Source organism: Mangrovivirga cuniculi, from assembly GCF_005166025.1.
GTDB classification, from domain to species: Bacteria; Bacteroidota; Bacteroidia; order Cytophagales; family Cyclobacteriaceae; genus Mangrovivirga; species Mangrovivirga cuniculi.
Genome location: NZ_CP028923.1, coordinates 2,508,727 through 2,525,973, shown reverse-complemented (window position 1 = coordinate 2,525,973; position 17,247 = coordinate 2,508,727). Strand labels below are relative to the sequence as shown.

Sequence of the window (17,247 nt, the reverse complement as noted above, 5' to 3'; positions counted from 1 at the left end):
ATTGTAAGTATCAGTTTTAATAAAAAAAGAGAGGTCAAAAGCATAAATAACTATTTGACCTCTACTTTAATTAATTTTTAAGCTATTTACTTAATTGACTTACCAATTCATCAACTGCCTTTTCTAATTGTTCATCTTCACCATTAGCTTTACTGTCCGGATCGTTCTCAACTATGATATCAGGAATCGCTCCATTTAACTCCATATTTTTTCCGGTTTCGTATACATACCACGCTCTGAATGGAAGTCTTAAATAAGAACCATCTACTAATCTTGTACCACCAGTTGAAATAACTGCACCAAAAGTCGGGGTTCCTACAAGTGTACCAATATCCAGTTGTTTGTATGCATGAGAAAAAATCTCTGCATTTGAATAACTATTTTGATTACATAAAGCAATAGAAGGTTTAGTCCATGATGACAATGGAAGCCTTTCTCCAAAAGGATAGTTGTTCTTAAATTCTACATTTTTCTCTTTAAGATCATCAGTTGCACCGCGTGGAATAGTATAAGCATGTTGTTTTACATTTAAAACAGCCATAAGGTAATCTGTTGTCCAACCTCCTCCATTAAATCGCACATCAATGACAATACCCTCTTTACCATTTCCTGCTGCCATTAATTCGCGCTCGAATCTTTCAAAACTGGTCCAGTTCATTCCTCTTATGTGAAGATAACCAAGTTTGCCATCTGAATACTTCTTAGTTAATTCCCTTCTTTCATCTACCCATTCATCGTACAATTCATTTCTTAATGATGCTGAAGGTCTTATAATAATATCTTTATCATCTTTACCTGATTGAACCCTCATAAGGACTCTTTCACCGGCTTTATTAATCAAATAGGCATACATACTGACTTCATCATTGACTTCATTACCATCTATTGAAATAATAACATCCCCAACATTGATTTTAGAATCAGTTCTGTCAGCAGGAGATTCCTTAACTACTTTTACTACCTCCAGGCCTTTATTTGTATATTTTGTTTCAACTCCCAGTAAACCGGTTCTGATATTTTGAGTTTCAGCTCTTGAACCCCCATAAAGCCCCATATGACTTGCATTAAGCTGGCCCAGCATATTATTAAACATATATCTGAAGTCAACTTTATTAGAAGCTTTCATTATCCACGGCTTATAAGTTTCAACCAATGTCTCCCAGTTTTCACCATGGAAATTAGGGTCGTAAAATCTTCTTCCCAGAATTCGGGTTGCTTCATTAAACATTTGCTGTGTAACAGCTTCGTAATCGACTTCCATTGATGCAGAAAATGGCTGCGATTCTTTTTTGCCATCAGTAGAAATCTTCATTAATCGACCTCCGTTCTTTACATAGTAAAGGTGCTTCCCTGAAGGTTCCAAAGTCAGTCCACGAGCTTCTTCATTTCCTGAGGTCAGAGACTTCATTTCTGTTCCATCCCAATTTACTTTGTAAATATCGATATCAGCATCGTAAGATTGTCTTCCATCGTTATTGGTAGTAAAATACATTTCTTCACCATCGTTAGAAACTTGCAATCCCGACTCATTTCCGGGTAGTGAAGTAACCTGCGACAACCTTTCGTAGATGTCTTCAAAATCAATGGTAATAGGTTCCACATCTGTTTCACCATTCTTACTGCCATTACCGTTTTTCTTTTCCTGGTCATCAGATTTTAGTGCTTTTATTTCCTGCCAGTCTTGTCTTGTTTTTTCCCAGTCAGATTTTTTTAACCATAAAAACCAAACGTCATTATCACCATTATTTCTTCCTGATAAAAAAGCAAGCTTACTTCCATCCTTACTCCACACTGGTGAATAGTCTCCTTTAGGATGCATGGAAATATTAACTGGATCTTTACTATTATCAGCCGCATGAATATATACTTCTTCGTTAAAGTTCAGGTCATCGAGAGAATAGGCCAGCCATCTGCTATCCGGACTGAATGAAAGACTGCGGGGAGTTGCCCAACCGTCTAACAGATCTTTTTTATCTGAAATTCCATTTTCATTTACTACTGCAGTATTAAGATCACCTCTTCCAACTACATATGCTATGTGTTCACCATTTGGAGCAACAGTGAAAAAATTCACATCATCGTCTGAATTAAATAACTTTTCAATTTTAAACTTTATTGAGGCAAATAAATTAGTCGTTGACGGATCATCTGAAATAGCTTTATATATTTCAAAATGTCCATCCTTATCGGATATAAATAAAATTGTTGAATCATTGAGCCATTTAGGTTCCTGGTCTCTAAAAGCTCCTTTTGTCACTCTTACAGTTCTTTTTATCTCCTTATCGTTTTTCTTTATAAAGATCTCTCCATTAGTAGAAAATACAGTATATTTTCCATTTGGAGAAATACTAAAATCTGAAATATCCCCTGAGACATTTTTATACTCTACAGGATCAAACTTAAAATCAGAATAAACATTTAGTTTGATATCATTAACCTCTGTAAAATCTTTATTTGATCTATAAAGTTTATCCTTTCTGGTGAATACGAATGAGCTATTTCCCGGAGAATAATCATAATATAAAATCCCGAAATCAGAAAAATCAGAAACTTGCTCAGGTGAAGAGCTGCTCTTCCCATCACTCCCAATTACCACTTCATGGACATTATATTTCCCTGATCTTGCACTTAAAAAAAATAAGGTCTCATTATTTGCCCAACGAGGAAAAATATCTTGCCCGTTGTCAGTCGTGATTTGATTGTATTTATCGTTTTCAATATCATATATCCAAATATTTCTGTTGGCAGAACCTCGATAAGCTTCTCGTTCTCTTCTGCAAGATCCTCTTTCGAAAGCGATAAATTTCCCATTAGGAGAAGCTACTGCATGAAACCCAAGAGCATTTAAAAATCTTTCCGGAGTACCACCTGAAACATTAACCGAATGAATCTCCCTCGTTCTTTCTACCTGGGCAAAAACCCTTCTTGTTTCAATTAAAATTTCATCATTTCCAATCCAACTCGTCGGAAGGTCACCGGCAGAATGATAGGTGAGTTGCTTAGCTGATCCTCCTTCAGTGTTAATAATGTATGCATCTGCATTACCGAAACGTTCACTATAAAAGGCAATATATTTGCCATCAGGGCTAAATTTCGGCATTCCGTCATATCCTTCGTGAATCGTTAACCTGCGAGCATCACCTCCTTCAAATGGAGCCAGCCAAATGTCTCCCTGGTATGAAAAAGATATCATAGATCCGTCTTCACTAGCATCCGGATATAATACTAAAGGGGATTGTTGTGCACTTACACCAAAAACTAATAGAAAAATTCCTGTAATAAATAAAAATCGGTGTTTCATCGTTATAAGTATATTAAAGGATTAGGGTTAAACTCAATTTATATTAACAGTTGAAAATCAAAACTGTTCAGCTCAATCAAAACAATATTCATTTAATAAATCCTTAGCAAGGTTTTCATCAAGATCAATCAAATATTCAAGATCCTGACACCCCAGGTCTTTTTTATCAATAGAAAAATAAGCCATAGCCCTGTTGTGATATGCATTGATATGATTGGAATCATTTCGAATTGCAAGAGAATACCATTCGATAGCCTGATTATATTTTTCTCTTTTAAATGCAATATTTCCTCTTCCCATGATAGCTTTTACATATTGAGGATTTTCGTCAATAACTATTTTATATATTAAATCTGCTTTATCCAATTGTCCTTGTTTTTCCTGGACCAGACCAATATTATAAAACTGTTCAGTTTTTTTAATTGACATATTTTCCAAGTCAATACTATCAGGGATTGGAATATTATTATTGAGCAATAAGTAAACTAATTTATCTGAATAATTATTTATCTGAACACCCCGGTCTGATAATTCCTGCATAAGTGAAATAGCAGGAGTAATCCGATTATGTTCGGTCAAAATATTCAGCCATTCATTTATTCTCATACCCAGGATTTCATCATTTAATTTGGACAATAAAGAATCATCAATACTTTCATGGAAGTCACTATTAAATACGTATTGATCAACAATTGATGCTGTATGAAACTGATTTCCATCATGTATTTCTTTTAATAATGAAGTGTCTCCATTTTGATGAAAATTGGTCAGTGTTTGATAATAATCAATTATATCAGGTAAATACCTGAAATCCTTCACGCTTTTAACAAATCCTTCTTCATCGAGAGTAAAAAGGATTTCTGTATTTTGAATTGAAGTATCAGAAATGATATTAGCTTCATTAAAAGCCATTACAGCCATCCGATATTGTTTTTCATTATATGCTGCTATACCTGCTTTTACTAAAACAAAAGGGTTATTAACTTCTAATTCCATTAAAACCGCATAGTCGGAAACAGCATTAGCTCCTTGCTTAAATTTTTCGTAAATCTGTGCTCTAATTAATCTGATTTCCACATTTCGAGGAGATTTTGAAAGACATTCATCTGATTTTTCAAGAGCTACTGAATAATTTTTATTTGTAAAATTGGTTCTTGCTTCAATACATGCATCCTGAGCCTTAATTCCAGTCGGAAGAAATGAAAGAGTCAGATTCAGAAAAAATATTAAACATTTCTTAAGGATCATTAACGTTTTGCTATAGAAATAATAGATTTAAACCAGATAACCAAGCAAACAATTGTTGCAACAGTAATTTATCAAATATTGACAACATAATTAAATTAGCGGCCGTTTTATAAGAATTAGATATAATAAAATGAACAATTTCGAATACTATAATCCGGTTAAAATAATTTTTGGTAAAGACCAAATACAGCAACTATCAAAATTGATTCCTTCTACATCGAAGGTCATGATAATTTATGGAGGTGGCTCAATAAAAGAAAATGGAGTTTATGAACAGGTGAAAAAATCACTTAATGACCATTTTATGATTGAGTTTGGTGGAATCGAACCCAATCCAAGATATGAAACTTCCATGAAAGCAGTTGAACTGGCCAGAGAAAACCAAATTGATTTTTTACTTGCAGTAGGAGGTGGTTCAGTAATTGATGCAACAAAATTCATAGCAGCAGCGATTCCATTTCAAAGAGGTGAACCCTGGACAATTTTAAGTGAAAAGAAGTCAGTTAAATCTGCTATTTCATTTGGTACTGTTCTTACTCTACCTGCTACCGGTTCTGAGATGAATTCCGGTTCTGTAATAACAAAAGAAGATTCCAAAGAGAAATTTGCATTTAGTTCCCCCTTCACCTTTCCTCAGTTTAGCATTCTTGATCCATCAGTAGCATCAACACTACCAAAAAGGCAGGTTGCGAATGGCATTGTTGATGCATTTAGTCATGTGGTAGAACAATATATGACATATAAAGTCAATGCTCCTTTACAGGACAGATTGGCTGAATCAATCCTAAAAACATTAATTGAAGAAGGTCCTAAAGCCTATAAAGACCCAGCTGATTACGATGCCATGGCTAATTTAATGTGGTGCGCAACTATGGCTCTAAACGGACTTATCAGAACCGGAGTACCTGTCGATTGGGCTACTCATGGTATAGGACATGAATTAACGGCACTACATGAAATTGATCATGCAAGAACATTAGCTATTGTACTTCCAGGTGTCTGGAGGGTCTTAAAAGATGAAAAGAAAGACAAGTTAGTGCAGTATGCTGAGCGAATTTGGGGAATAAATGAAGGTAGTGATAGTGAAAAAATTGACCAGGCTATTAACTCAACTGAATCATTTTTTGAATCTTTGGGAATTAAAACCAAGATGAAAGATTATAATGTTGGTTCGGATACAATCGATGCAATAATCGAACGCTTTGAAAATAGAGGTTGGACTGCGCTTGGAGACAGACAATTAGCGGATCTGCCAACGATCAGAAATATTTTAAACTTACAATTGCAATAACATTAATTATGCAAAATAATTCCTTAAAAAACACCTTTGAAGTTAGGTGGTCAGATATTGATGCTAATATTCACTTACGACATTCTGCGTATGCCGACTTTTGTGCCCAGGCTCGTCTACGATTTTTAGGAGAAGCAGGTCTGACTTTTAACAAATTCAAAGAGTTGCATATCGGACCAATTTTATTCAGAGAAGAATTAAAATATCTCAAAGAAGTTCCTTTTGGAGAGCATATTACTGTAGAGACATCAATGATAAAGATGAGAGAAGATGCTTCCAGATGGTCAATAAAGCATGTTATTTTCAGGGAAGACGGACAAAAAGCAGCTATAGTGGTGGTAGATGGTGCATGGATCGATATATTAAAAAGAAAGCTAACGGCTTTACCGGAAGATCTGGCTCAAAACTTTAAGAGCCTTCCAAAAGCCGCGGATTTTGAGTTAGAACCATTAAAAGAAAAAACAATATAAATTAAGGCTGCCTCGGCGGCTTTATTTTTTTTGATTATTTACAATTTTCATTAACCTGTCTGGATAATCAGAAATAATTCCGTCAACTCCCATACTAATTAGCTGTTTCATATCTGAAGAATCATTTACTGTCCATGGTATTACTTTAATCTCTCGTTCATGAAGATCTTCAATCATTCTTCGTGTCAAGAGTTTATGTGCGGGACTATACACATCCGGTTCAAAACCTAATTCGTTAATATTCGACATATATCCCTTAGTATTCTCTACTAATAATACTGTTTTAATATTTTCATCTAATTGATTTACTGCCTGCAAGGCTCTTTTATCAAAAGATTGAATATAAGTCCTTTCTTCAACACCAAGCTCTTTTATTTTCTTTACCAGGAGGTCTGCAAATTCTTTGGGAGCCGGATGAAAAATAGAATCTCCCTCGGGAGTTGATTTAATTTCAATGTTGTAATACATCTGCTTATCATAATTCTTTTCAGCATAAACTTCAGCGGCATCAATTACTTCCTCCAATGCGGGTTTAGTTGCTATCACTTTTTCTTGCTCAGGAAATCTGGCATGTACTTTGGATCCACAATCAAAAGTTTGCACCTGACTATAATACATATTATATATGTTGTAGTTCTCCTTGGAGTAATCTATAATGTAATCCTCACCCATATTGGTACAAATTTCATTTGAAATATAAGGCTCATGAGAAACCACGAGGTAATTATCTTTAGTGACAACCACATCCATCTCAAGCGTTTTTACTCCTGCATCTATCGCTTTTAAAAATCCATGAATGGTGTTTTCCGGATACTTCCCTCTGAATCCTCTGTGTCCCTGGGTATCGAATGACTCAGCCGGTTTATTCTTATCGCAACTAATTAATAAAAAGAAGATCAATATAATTATGGTTGATTTTTTCATTGGTAATTGTATGGGTGAGAACCTATTTTTTTATTATTTAATCTTCCTGGTAGTATGTGAAGAGTAACTTTCTACCTTCCTGTCATATTCTTTATTTAATAAAGGAGAGGTAAATATATAATCAGCAGTAGCTTCATTACAGGCTACAGGAATATTCCATACCGCTGCTAATCTTAATAGAGCTTTGACATCAGGATCGTGAGGTTGCGGTTCGAGTGGATCCCAGAAGAAAATTAACATATCTATTTCTCCCGTAGCTATTGATGCACCAATTTGCTGATCACCACCTAATGGCCCGGAAAGAAATTTATTAACTGGCAAGCCAAGACGTTTTTCCAATAATCTACCTGTAGTGCCTGTAGCAAAAAGCTTATGCTCAGTTAATAGCCCCTTATTTTCAATAGACCAATCTATCAGGTCTTCTTTTTTATGATCATGCGCTACCAAAGCGATCTTTTTAACTTTTTCTGAATTCATTTTCAATAAATTATTTTAATTAAGATAACATCAATTTCCTTTAGAGTCTAAATTAATCAAAATAAAAAAAGCTTTTCCCAATAAGAGAAAAGCTTCGACTTTTAGCTAAAACTATCGTTAGCCTATTTTGGCAGCTTGTCTGAAAATTTACCATATACCCAGGTTCCAAGAATCGCACTTAACAAGGTGACAATTACCACTGTAAATCCAGAACCAATCTGAGCGAACAAGGGTCCAGGGCAGGCTCCGGTAATTGCCCAGCCAAGACCAAATATAAACCCACCGAATATTTGACCTTTTCTGAATTCCTTATCAGCAATTTTTATCTTTTCGCCTTTAAGTGTTTTTATATCCAGCCTTTTAATAAGCTGGATTGAAATAATACCTACTATTATTGCTGACCCAATTACTCCATACATGAAGAAGGATTGAAACCTGAACATTTCCTGAATTCTAAACCAGGAGATAATTTCTGCTTTCACAAAGACTATCCCGAATAAAACACCTACAATCAGGTACTTAATTAATCCGATAAACCGATCTGAGGTTTCCTGATTATTTGGAGCTTCGCACTCTTCGGGTTTGTCTACTTTTACTTCTATATCTTTATCTAAAAACTTTTCCATGTCTACTTATTAAAAGAATAAATCAAATATTGCTGGTAGTAAGAAATGTGTCGAGACTATTCCCCCAATCATAAAGAATATAGTAGCCAGTAAAGAAGGCCATTGTAAATTACTGATTCCCATGATTGCATGACCAGAAGTACATCCTCCGGCATACCTTGTGCCAAATCCGACCATAAAGCCTCCTATTACGAAGAAGACAAGTCCTTTTCCTGTGAAAAGATTATCCCAGGTAAATATTTGAGAAGGTAATAAACTACTGTAATCAGTAATTCCCAATGCAGCAAGATCAGCTTGTGTGCTTTCAGCAATTCGTATTTGTTCGGGATTCGATAAAAACATGGCTGCTATAAAACCTCCAATTAGAATTCCCAATACAAAAAACATATTCCACATTTCCTTTTTCCAATTATATTTGAAAAATGGAATATCTGCTGGAAAGCAAGCTGCACATGTATGCCTCAATGATGAGGATATTCCAAAAGATTTATTTCCCAAAATCAATAAGGCAGGAACTGTCAGCCCAATCAATGGACCTGCCACATACCATGGCCATGGTTGCCTGATAAAATCAATTAACTCGTTCATAATTAATTTGTCTTGTTCATAACTATTGCAAAGGTCAAACAAAAAGCCCTTGTTTAAAGTGATTTTAATCACATACAAGGGCATAACAGTTAAATCATTCAGTTGAATGAATATTCAATCTATAAACGTCAAATTATCTATCGAAGTTTTTCAATGTCTTTTATTTCTTTAGGTATGGGCTTACCAAGGATTCTCTGACCATTTTTTTCGATCAGAACATTATCTTCAATCCTGATTCCACCAAAGTCTAAATACTCTTCTAGTTTATCATAATTAATAAACTCTGTAAACATTTGATCGTTTTTCCAGATCTCTATTAAACCAGGGATAAAATAAATTCCAGGCTCAACAGTAATGACCATTCCAGCTATTAGTTTTTTCCCTAATCGCAATGATTTTAAACCAAATTGTTTACTTCGTTTTATTTCTTTATCATATCCAACCAGATCTTCCCCCAGATCTTCCATGTCATGTACATCTATTCCAATCTGATGTCCAAGTCCATGAGGCATAAACAATGCATGTGCACCCGAAGCTACGGCTTCATCCGGATCTCCTTTCATAATACCAAGTGATGAAAGCCCTTCAACAATAATTCTAGCACTCTTTAAATGCAATGATAGATTTGATACACCTTCTTTTGCTGCACTAATACATTCTTTTTCCGCTTTTAGGACAATCGAATATATTTCTTTTTGTTTATCAGTGAATTCATCCGCTATTGGAAAAGTCCTTGTTATATCTCCTGCATAAAAATTTTTATTTTGAGCACCTGAGTCAATCAGTAGCAGATCACCTTTTTTGAGAACAGAATCGTAATGATGATTATGCAGAATTTCGCCGTTCCTTGTAACAATAGGAGGGTAGGCAGTCCCTTTTCCTTTTGCCAGGGCAATTTTTTTAATATGAGCCATAACCTCTGCCTCAGTCATACCTTCTTTAGCAACTTTCATTGCTTCAATATGCATTTCAGCAGAAATATTAACTGCATCTTCCATTTCATTGATCTCATCCTCATCCTTGATCTCACGAAGAGACACAACTGCTTCAACCAGTCTTTCTGATGCTCCATTTAATACTTCCGCTGACCTGATACCGATCCAATTGGCAATTTTAAGAACATTATCTCCACGATATGGAGGAAGAAAACAAACTTCTTTTTGCTGGTTGTGTAAGAATTCCCTGATCGTACTATAGGGCCTTACATCATCAATCAAGGCTTTATCAGCAAGTTCTCTTAGAGAAGGTTGTGGCCCGGTCCATACCATGTCATCCGTGGTCATTTCTTCACCGAAAAGGATCGTATTACCAGTACTTGCATCAATAATTAAAGCAAGACCAGGTTGAGATATACCACATAGGTAAAGGAAGGTACTGTCTTGTCTGAAAGGATAATAATTATCTTTATAATTCATCGGGGCTTCATCATTTCCCGTGATCAATATTAATCCTTCACCGATTTTTTCAGCTAATTTATTTCTTCGCTCCCTGTACTGCATTTTTGACTTGTTTTAAAGTAATAAAGGCAACGAGTCCGTCACTTCCAGCCGCGTAAATTCGATCATCTCCAACGGCAAGGCAGTGAAAGCCATCATTGCTAAATAGTTTGAATGAAATTTTATTTGTTAATGAAATATAAGAATTTACTGCACCAACAGCGATAAGATACTCATCTATATGTTGAATTGCTGATAAATACCCAGGAAACTTCCTATGAGGGACAACCTTCCAGGATTTACCTTCTTCACTAACAATAACATTGTTTTCTGAATAAAAAGGCTGAGTATAATCACCACCGACTGCAACGAAACTACCATTATCTAATTTTGCAACACTAAATAGTCCACTGGATTCAATTCCCTGCAAAGCAGGAGTAGGATATGATTTCCATGTTACACCATAGTCTTCAGATAAAAATGCTCGCGCAAACATTCCACCGGAAACAATTATCGTTTGCCCTCCCTTATATCCACGTAACTGCGTACCACTGGCTGCAAATTGATATTCACCTTTTTGTGTGGCCGGACGGTTTTCAAAATCAAGCGGTGTCCATGTTTTTCCTCCATCATTTGTTAATGCAACGGCAAATCGGCCATTGATTGGGTCACCAACCAAAATTCCATTCTTTGAATCGTAAAAATCGATTGCATCAAAAAAGCCATTCTTATCCGGATTATCAAAAACTTTACTCCAGGATTCACCGCCATTCTCAGAACGAAAAATGGCTGAAGAAGTATTCTCTCCTGCAGCCATGATTATTATTTCATTTTCACCAATGATCTCGATATCCCTGAAATCGTATTTATTAATTTCTTTCCCGGGACGAAATACTTTCCAGCTACCTGAAACTGAATCATATTTAGCAACCAGATTATCTGTTCCTGAAACCCATAATATTCCTTCGGCAGTTATATCAATACCTCTTATCGATGCTTCGGTAAATGGGGTTGCAATGTAATTCCAGTCAATAGGTATTTCTATTTTCCGATCAGGTTGAGCATATAAAAAATTAACCCCGATCGTTAATATCAGGGTTAAAATTATTCGCTTGTTATTGAAATCAATCATTTATTTTTGACTTTAAAGAAGCTAATTCTTTTTCCTTTTCAGCTAATTTAAGTTTTAATTCTTCATTTTGCTTGTCAGATTCCTTCTGTCTTCTTCCCATTTCCTCCTGAGTAGCCTGAAGCTCTTCCATGTTTTGTCTCATTTCCTCTTCCTGAGATCTCATCATCTCTGCCTGTTCTTTAGTTTGCTCAAGAAGTTGTTTTGTCCTTTCATTCATTTTAAGGGCTCCGATTGTAGCCGCAAGGCTTTCTCCAAGCTTTTCAATAAGCTCTAAATGATGATCTGGTAAAACTTTAAAGCTTGCTATTTCCAATACTCCTAAAACCATTTCGTTTTCCACGAGTGGCATTATGTAAACACATCTAGGTGTTGCATCGCCCAGACCACTTTTTATATTTACATATTCATCAGGTACATCGGTTAGGTATATAGGTTTCTTTTCCAGGTAACTTTGACCAACCAGACCTTCACCGATTTGAATATTTTTATTTAAATATTTTCTTCTATCGAAGGCATAAGCACTAACCAATTCGAGAAATAAATTGTCTGGATCATCATCATTTAAAAGAAATATCCCAGCTTGATTTACCTCAACATAATCCACAAAATCTTTTAACAGCCTGGCAAAAAATTCTTTCAAATCAGTGCCACTCTTTATTCTTAGCATATCAGAAAAGTGGGCTTGTCCTTTTGTTACCCAGTTTCTCTTTTCTTCTTCTTCTCTGGATTTCCTAAGATTGAATTTCATTTCAACCAGGGCCTTTCCAAGCACATCATTTTCATCAAGATTATTTAATTCATAATCAAGATTCCCTTCACCAATCGCTCGTGCATATTCAGATTTCTCCCCGAGATTATCAATTAAAGTATTGATACTATTTGACATCTCATTAAGCTCATCATTGGTTTTTATCTGAAGTTTATCGTTTTCAGAAACTTTTCCTTTTGAAAGGTCATCCAATGTATCTGAAGCTTTTTTAAGAGATGATGAAATCCTGTCTGAAAGGTAGTATAAAACTACTGCTAATATAATAAACCCTAGGAGGGCTATGATAATACCGTTTCTGGTAGCAACATTTATTTCTTTTATAATTACAGATCTCGGAATTAATGTAGCCATAAACCAGGGTGAGTCAGAATTTCCGAAATTGATCTTTTGAAAATTGATAAGCACATCTTCATCAAAGCTGCTTAAATGTTTCTCATATGATTTATTAGATTCATTTCCGATTTGATCTAAAATCTTTCCTTTTTTAAACCACTCTCCAAAAAGTGTATCCACATTCTGACCTACCATCTCAATATTTTCATGCGCAACAATAGTTCCATCATTTGAAAATAAGATTGTTTTTGCGTCGTCATATGGCTTCAGTTCAGCCACAAACTGAAGGTCTGATAAAATAACATCTATCCCGGCAAGGCCAATAAACCTATTAGATGAATTTTTAAGCGGTACACACACAGAAGTTAAAAGTAAACCTTCATCAGCATCAAAGTATGGGTTCGTTATTTCATCTTTACCAGAAACTTTCAACTGATAATACAAACCATCTTCATCGTCACCATCGAGGTTTAACGTATCAGTTTTCCACCCGCCAACCTGGTATGCAGTTCTTCGTGCTCTGCCAAAGTCTTTATAATAGGCAGTATCGTAGTGGGACAATTCAAAACTTACCCATGCACTATAGTATCTAGGGTCAGATCCAACTACTGCTAGTAATGAATTATCTCTGACTTCGGGTAAATAGCTAAGATCCTGAGCTGAAAATTTTTCTAATGTTTTCGCCGCTGCGCGGGTAGCTCCGAGATCCTGGTTAAAAATTGCCTGGATTTCATTTGCATTTTGATTAGTATAACTTCGGGCCAGATTTTTAGCTTCCTTAACAGTTTCAGTCCTTAGGGTCGCTATAATATAGGTTATACTTCCAACGAAGGCCAGTAAAAATATACCCAGAATAATAAAAAGTAACTTCCGCTTAATTGTCATTCTCATATCAAAAAATATTAACAACAGTCTAAAGTTATTATTTTTTCCGGTTCAATTACTATTCATGTTAGATTAAAGGTAAAAAAAAACGTTTCATCTTAGAAAATTTATATTTACCCTGAAAAATACTACAATCCTAAATGTTATTGTTTTTCCAAGGCTTTGCCTCATTTTATGCGTAACTTTGCAGAAATTAAATTGTTGAGGCTAGCAGTATGCCTTGACATCTTGTTGAATTGGATGAGCTGATTGCTCAAAACAAAATTAAACTGATGAAAAAAGTAGAACAAAACAACAAAGTAAAAGTTCATTACACTGGAAAATTAGAAAGCGGAGAAGTTTTCGATTCTTCTGAGGGTAGAGAGCCGCTTAGCTTTACTGTAGGAGCGGGTCAAATGATTCCAGGTTTTGAAAAAGGTGTTTTGGGAATGGAATTAAACGAAAAGAAAACTATAACTATCGAATCTGAAGATGCTTATGGCGATCGTCGTGACGACCTTATACAATCTGTACCAAAATCTCAGTTACCAGAAGATCTGAACCCACACGAAGGTCAGCAACTTCAGTCTCAAACATCTACAGGACAAGTTATTCCTGTTGTAGTTACCAATGTATCTGAAGAAGAAATTACTGTTGACGCTAACCACCCTCTTGCAGGAAAAACTCTTGTTTTTGATGTTGAGGTTGTTGGTATCGATGAGTAATCCAATAAAAGCTTAAAAATAAAAAACCGCCCTGAGAGGCGGTTTTTTTTATCCTTCAACTTCTATTTCTTCTAAAATATCGGCAAGGTGATCATAATCTTTATATCCCGGCCTTATTTCCTGTGAACCTTTCATACTTATGCCAGCGACAGGTATTTTATCTAAAAAATCATTAATTGATTCCTGCTCGATCTGACCTCCGTAGTAAACATCTATTTCGGCTCTTTTTATACCATTATTATTCAGTACTGATTCCAGGTATTCTTCCCCGGACTCTACTATTACACCCAACAAATTGTCATTAAGTCCCTCAATATCAATTGCTGTTAACAAATAATTCATATCTGAATCTTCATTGACTATTAAAAAGAACTCTTTTTCTTTAAGAGATTTAAGTTCATCAGGTCCGGGTTCTGAGAGGAGAAACTTTTCAATACCGTAATCAGCACTCACAGAATCTATCGATTGGTTTCCAGGTTCTGCCACCGGTTCGATCCCACTTAACCATTCATTTATCTCTTTAAAACTTTCTGAAGAAAGGTGCTCTTCAATATTGGTATCCGTGAAAAAACCATAATAATCAACCCCCATACCTGCACAATACCTTGCATCACTTAGGTTTGAAACATTTCGTACGATAACTTTACATCGTAATGCCATCCTTTTTATATTAAGTATTATTAAAATTAGATTATATTAGTAATTAATGAATTTCAAAATAAACTATTTTAAAATCATCGGGCTACTTTTAATGCCAATAATTTATGGCTGCTCCACAGGAACAATCGATCCGAACGAAGCAGATGAAAGAAAAATTTACTTTCCTGATGATGAGGGCTTATTTAGAATTTATGAAATTCAACAAATCGATTACAAAGCAAACGGGGAACGAGACACTTCCAGGTATCGGTTGAAAGAAAAAGTTTCTGTACGAACTTCTGCAGAAGAAACCTACCAGGTATTAGAGCGATATCGGTTTCAAGGGAATGAATGGGCATTAGATTCGATCTGGAATATTCTATACAATCCTACAAATGTTGTACTTTATCAAAACAACATACCATTAGTTAAAATAGCCTCTCCTGTTTCTGAACAAACATCGTGGGATAGAAATAAGTATAATATAAGAGAAGAAATGATCAGTAGTTATATAGATATCACGGCAGATACGGTAATATCAGATAATAATTATTCCCAGGTTGCTATTGTGGAACTTGAAAATATCACAGATCCGATAATTGGAAATAATATTAGTTATGAAGTGTATTCTCCGGGTATTGGCATGGTCAGCAAATACGTTGAAAACATCGATTACAAACAAGGAGCTGATTTAGGTGAACAGATAATTTCACAGGGAGTTATATTTGAACAAGTTCTGGTTATAAGTGATTATGAATAGACTTTTTATAATTTATTTAATTTTAATAATCCCTGCAATTAATGTTTTTGGGCAGAAAAACCGGTATTTTGTTCAATTCAAGGACAAAAAACACACATCTTATTCCCTCAATAATCCCGGACAATTTTTGTCAGACAGGGCAATTGAAAGAAGAAACAGGTTTGGAATAGAATATGACAGCCTCGACTTGCCGGTAAGTAATGCTTATATCGACAGTCTGCATAAGGAAAATATACATGTTTTTTACACCTCTAAATGGCTTAATGGTGCCATAATTCAGGTCGAGGAAAATGTAGCAGAAGCACTTAGTTTAAAAAATTACGTTGACACAGTTGTTTTTGCAGCCCCGGGTTTCAGACTTACTACCTCACAAAATACTTATCCATTTGATGAGAACCCTGTCAATGTTGATAATTCAAATAATTTAAGCCAGGCTAATCAAAATAATCTCATTAACTATAATAAAGAGAGCATAGAACAGCGTGGTAATGGAATTCTAATTGCTGTATTTGATGGCGGGTTTAAAAATGTCAATCAAATTACGGCCTTTGATCATCTATATGGTTCTAATAAACTGATCGATCAATTTGATTTTATAGAAAATGAAATCAATCCTTATCATCATAACAACGATCATGGAACAAAAGTACTGTCACTGATCTCTGCATTTTCCCCAGGAATTTACCTCGGACTTGCTTATGATGCGGAAATTTGCCTTTACGTCACCGAGGATTATCCTTTTAGTAATGAATATAGAATTGAAGAATATTATTGGGTCATTGCAGCTGAAAGAGCCGATAGTGTTGGTGTTGACATCATAAATAGTTCCCTGGGGTATAATACTTTTGAAGATGCCACAATGGATTACGAAATTACCGATATTGGGCAAAATATTTCTATTTCAAGCATGGGAGCTAAGATAGCGGTTGAAAAAGGCATCTTCACTGTTATATCTGCAGGAAATAGTGGAAATAGCTCTTCCTGGCCTTATACTGCCTTCCCCGCTGATACAGATGGAGCTTTAACAGTCGGAGCAGTAAATAATACAGGCAATAAGTCAGGGTTCAGCAGCATTGGTTATCCGGAGCAGGAGTATATTAAACCGGATATATCAACCCCTGGATCCCAGGTTGTTGTCATCAACTCTTCAGGAAATGTAATCACTTCAAATGGCACTTCTTTTAGTGCTCCTATTGCTACAGGTATAGCAGCTCTGACCCTGGAAACTTTCCCGGAATTAACACCTTCCCAACTAAAAACAGCTTTTCATGAGTCCGGATCACAAGCAGAAATTCCAAACAGATTGATCGGATACGGTATTCCGGACCTGATGGTGATGTTAGGAGAGGTACTTTCGATTCCCGAAGAGAAAAAATCTGATATTTTTAAACTTTACCCAAATCCAGCAAATCCAGGTTTGCTTAAATTGAAGGTATTTAACGAAAATATCCATCCCAATGTGGAAATCAAGGTATATAATAACGTGGGAGGAGAGATTATTAGTTCTGCACTTATATTAATTAATGGAGAGGGAATTATTGACCTAACCGGGGTTTCTCCAGGTAATTATGTAGTAATTGTCAGGACAAATCAGGGCGATTTGACAGGAAAAGTAATTCTTACCGATTAATACTTAAGTGAAATTGTTCGATTACCTTATCTTT

The 17,247-nt window shown here is 35.4% G+C and carries 15 protein-coding genes; 5 read left to right on the top strand and 10 right to left on the bottom strand.

Features of this window, described 5'->3' with window-relative positions; genetic code table 11:
- Positions 1-82: 82 nt before the first annotated feature.
- Both DCC35_RS11090 and DCC35_RS11085 read right to left on the bottom strand, forming a co-directional pair.
- On the bottom strand, positions 83-3,301 hold the full coding sequence (locus DCC35_RS11090; RefSeq protein WP_137090857.1) for a S41 family peptidase: 3,219 nt from the start codon (positions 3,299-3,301) through the stop codon (positions 83-85).
- 72 nt (positions 3,302-3,373) lie between these two features.
- Positions 3,374-4,549, bottom strand: a complete 1,176-nt coding sequence (locus tag DCC35_RS11085; RefSeq protein ID WP_137090856.1) for a tetratricopeptide repeat protein — start codon at positions 4,547-4,549, stop codon at positions 3,374-3,376.
- A gap of 130 nt (positions 4,550-4,679) precedes the next feature.
- Between DCC35_RS11085 and DCC35_RS11080 the strand changes: the two genes are divergently transcribed.
- Together DCC35_RS11080 and DCC35_RS11075 are read left to right on the top strand one after the other, a co-directional pair.
- Positions 4,680-5,840, top strand: a complete 1,161-nt coding sequence (locus DCC35_RS11080) for an iron-containing alcohol dehydrogenase (RefSeq protein WP_137090855.1) — start codon at positions 4,680-4,682, stop codon at positions 5,838-5,840.
- Between the two features lie 8 nt (positions 5,841-5,848).
- Positions 5,849-6,310, top strand: a complete 462-nt coding sequence (locus DCC35_RS11075) for an acyl-CoA thioesterase (RefSeq protein ID WP_137090854.1) — start codon at positions 5,849-5,851, stop codon at positions 6,308-6,310.
- Positions 6,311-6,331: 21 nt separating this feature from the next.
- Here DCC35_RS11075 and DCC35_RS11070 read toward each other — a convergent pair whose 3' ends face one another.
- The 7 genes from DCC35_RS11070 to DCC35_RS11040 all read right to left on the bottom strand — a co-directional run bounded on the left by DCC35_RS11070 (position 6,332) and on the right by DCC35_RS11040 (position 13,486).
- Complete coding sequence (locus DCC35_RS11070; protein WP_137090853.1) at positions 6,332-7,234, bottom strand: glycerophosphodiester phosphodiesterase; 903 nt, start codon at positions 7,232-7,234, stop codon at positions 6,332-6,334.
- 33 nt (positions 7,235-7,267) lie between these two features.
- Entirely contained in the window at positions 7,268-7,711 is a 444-nt protein-coding gene (locus DCC35_RS11065; RefSeq protein WP_137090852.1) for a methylglyoxal synthase, read from the bottom strand.
- A 122-nt stretch (positions 7,712-7,833) separates the two neighbouring features.
- On the bottom strand, positions 7,834-8,337 hold the full coding sequence (locus DCC35_RS11060; RefSeq protein WP_137090851.1) for a DUF6691 family protein: 504 nt from the start codon (positions 8,335-8,337) through the stop codon (positions 7,834-7,836).
- A gap of 9 nt (positions 8,338-8,346) precedes the next feature.
- The gene (locus tag DCC35_RS11055) at positions 8,347-8,925 is read right to left on the bottom strand and encodes a YeeE/YedE family protein (RefSeq protein WP_137090850.1); all 579 of its coding nucleotides are present in this window, start codon (positions 8,923-8,925) and stop codon (positions 8,347-8,349) included.
- Positions 8,926-9,062: 137 nt separating this feature from the next.
- The gene (locus tag DCC35_RS11050) at positions 9,063-10,424 is read right to left on the bottom strand and encodes an aminopeptidase P family protein (RefSeq protein WP_137090849.1); all 1,362 of its coding nucleotides are present in this window, start codon (positions 10,422-10,424) and stop codon (positions 9,063-9,065) included.
- Positions 10,399-11,493: a beta propeller repeat protein gene (locus DCC35_RS11045; protein ID WP_137090848.1), complete on the bottom strand. Its 1,095-nt coding sequence runs from the start codon at positions 11,491-11,493 to the stop codon at positions 10,399-10,401. The genes DCC35_RS11050 and DCC35_RS11045 overlap by 26 nt, the downstream gene beginning before the upstream one ends.
- Positions 11,486-13,486, bottom strand: a complete 2,001-nt coding sequence (locus DCC35_RS11040; RefSeq protein ID WP_137090847.1) for a GAF domain-containing protein — start codon at positions 13,484-13,486, stop codon at positions 11,486-11,488. The genes DCC35_RS11045 and DCC35_RS11040 overlap by 8 nt, the downstream gene beginning before the upstream one ends.
- A 266-nt stretch (positions 13,487-13,752) precedes the next feature.
- Between DCC35_RS11040 and DCC35_RS11035 the strand changes: the two genes are divergently transcribed.
- Positions 13,753-14,184 (top strand): FKBP-type peptidyl-prolyl cis-trans isomerase, encoded by a 432-nt coding sequence (locus DCC35_RS11035; protein ID WP_137090846.1) that lies wholly within the window; start codon positions 13,753-13,755, stop codon positions 14,182-14,184.
- Between the two features lie 48 nt (positions 14,185-14,232).
- Here DCC35_RS11035 and DCC35_RS11030 read toward each other — a convergent pair whose 3' ends face one another.
- The gene (locus tag DCC35_RS11030; RefSeq protein ID WP_137090845.1) at positions 14,233-14,844 is read right to left on the bottom strand and encodes a hypothetical protein; all 612 of its coding nucleotides are present in this window, start codon (positions 14,842-14,844) and stop codon (positions 14,233-14,235) included.
- A 46-nt stretch (positions 14,845-14,890) separates the two neighbouring features.
- Between DCC35_RS11030 and DCC35_RS11025 the strand changes: the two genes are divergently transcribed.
- Together DCC35_RS11025 and DCC35_RS11020 are read left to right on the top strand one after the other, a co-directional pair.
- On the top strand, positions 14,891-15,583 hold the full coding sequence (locus DCC35_RS11025; RefSeq protein ID WP_137090844.1) for a hypothetical protein: 693 nt from the start codon (positions 14,891-14,893) through the stop codon (positions 15,581-15,583).
- Entirely contained in the window at positions 15,576-17,213 is a 1,638-nt protein-coding gene (locus tag DCC35_RS11020) for a S8 family serine peptidase (RefSeq protein ID WP_137090843.1), read from the top strand. Before DCC35_RS11025 ends, DCC35_RS11020 begins: the two co-directional genes overlap by 8 nt.
- Positions 17,214-17,247 lie beyond the last annotated feature (34 nt).

Coding starts and splice junctions, on each gene's coding strand:
- DCC35_RS11090 (WP_137090857.1), bottom strand. CDS start 3,301: ATGAAACACCGATTTTTATTTATTACAGGAATTTTTCTATTAGTTTTT.
- DCC35_RS11085 (WP_137090856.1), bottom strand. CDS start 4,549: ATGATCCTTAAGAAATGTTTAATATTTTTTCTGAATCTGACTCTTTCA.
- DCC35_RS11080 (WP_137090855.1), top strand. CDS start 4,680: ATGAACAATTTCGAATACTATAATCCGGTTAAAATAATTTTTGGTAAA.
- DCC35_RS11075 (WP_137090854.1), top strand. CDS start 5,849: ATGCAAAATAATTCCTTAAAAAACACCTTTGAAGTTAGGTGGTCAGAT.
- DCC35_RS11070 (WP_137090853.1), bottom strand. CDS start 7,234: ATGAAAAAATCAACCATAATTATATTGATCTTCTTTTTATTAATTAGT.
- DCC35_RS11065 (WP_137090852.1), bottom strand. CDS start 7,711: ATGAATTCAGAAAAAGTTAAAAAGATCGCTTTGGTAGCGCATGATCAT.
- DCC35_RS11060 (WP_137090851.1), bottom strand. CDS start 8,337: ATGGAAAAGTTTTTAGATAAAGATATAGAAGTAAAAGTAGACAAACCC.
- DCC35_RS11055 (WP_137090850.1), bottom strand. CDS start 8,925: ATGAACGAGTTAATTGATTTTATCAGGCAACCATGGCCATGGTATGTG.
- DCC35_RS11050 (WP_137090849.1), bottom strand. CDS start 10,424: ATGCAGTACAGGGAGCGAAGAAATAAATTAGCTGAAAAAATCGGTGAA.
- DCC35_RS11045 (WP_137090848.1), bottom strand. CDS start 11,493: ATGATTGATTTCAATAACAAGCGAATAATTTTAACCCTGATATTAACG.
- DCC35_RS11040 (WP_137090847.1), bottom strand. CDS start 13,486: ATGAGAATGACAATTAAGCGGAAGTTACTTTTTATTATTCTGGGTATA.
- DCC35_RS11035 (WP_137090846.1), top strand. CDS start 13,753: ATGAAAAAAGTAGAACAAAACAACAAAGTAAAAGTTCATTACACTGGA.
- DCC35_RS11030 (WP_137090845.1), bottom strand. CDS start 14,844: ATGGCATTACGATGTAAAGTTATCGTACGAAATGTTTCAAACCTAAGT.
- DCC35_RS11025 (WP_137090844.1), top strand. CDS start 14,891: ATGAATTTCAAAATAAACTATTTTAAAATCATCGGGCTACTTTTAATG.
- DCC35_RS11020 (WP_137090843.1), top strand. CDS start 15,576: ATGAATAGACTTTTTATAATTTATTTAATTTTAATAATCCCTGCAATT.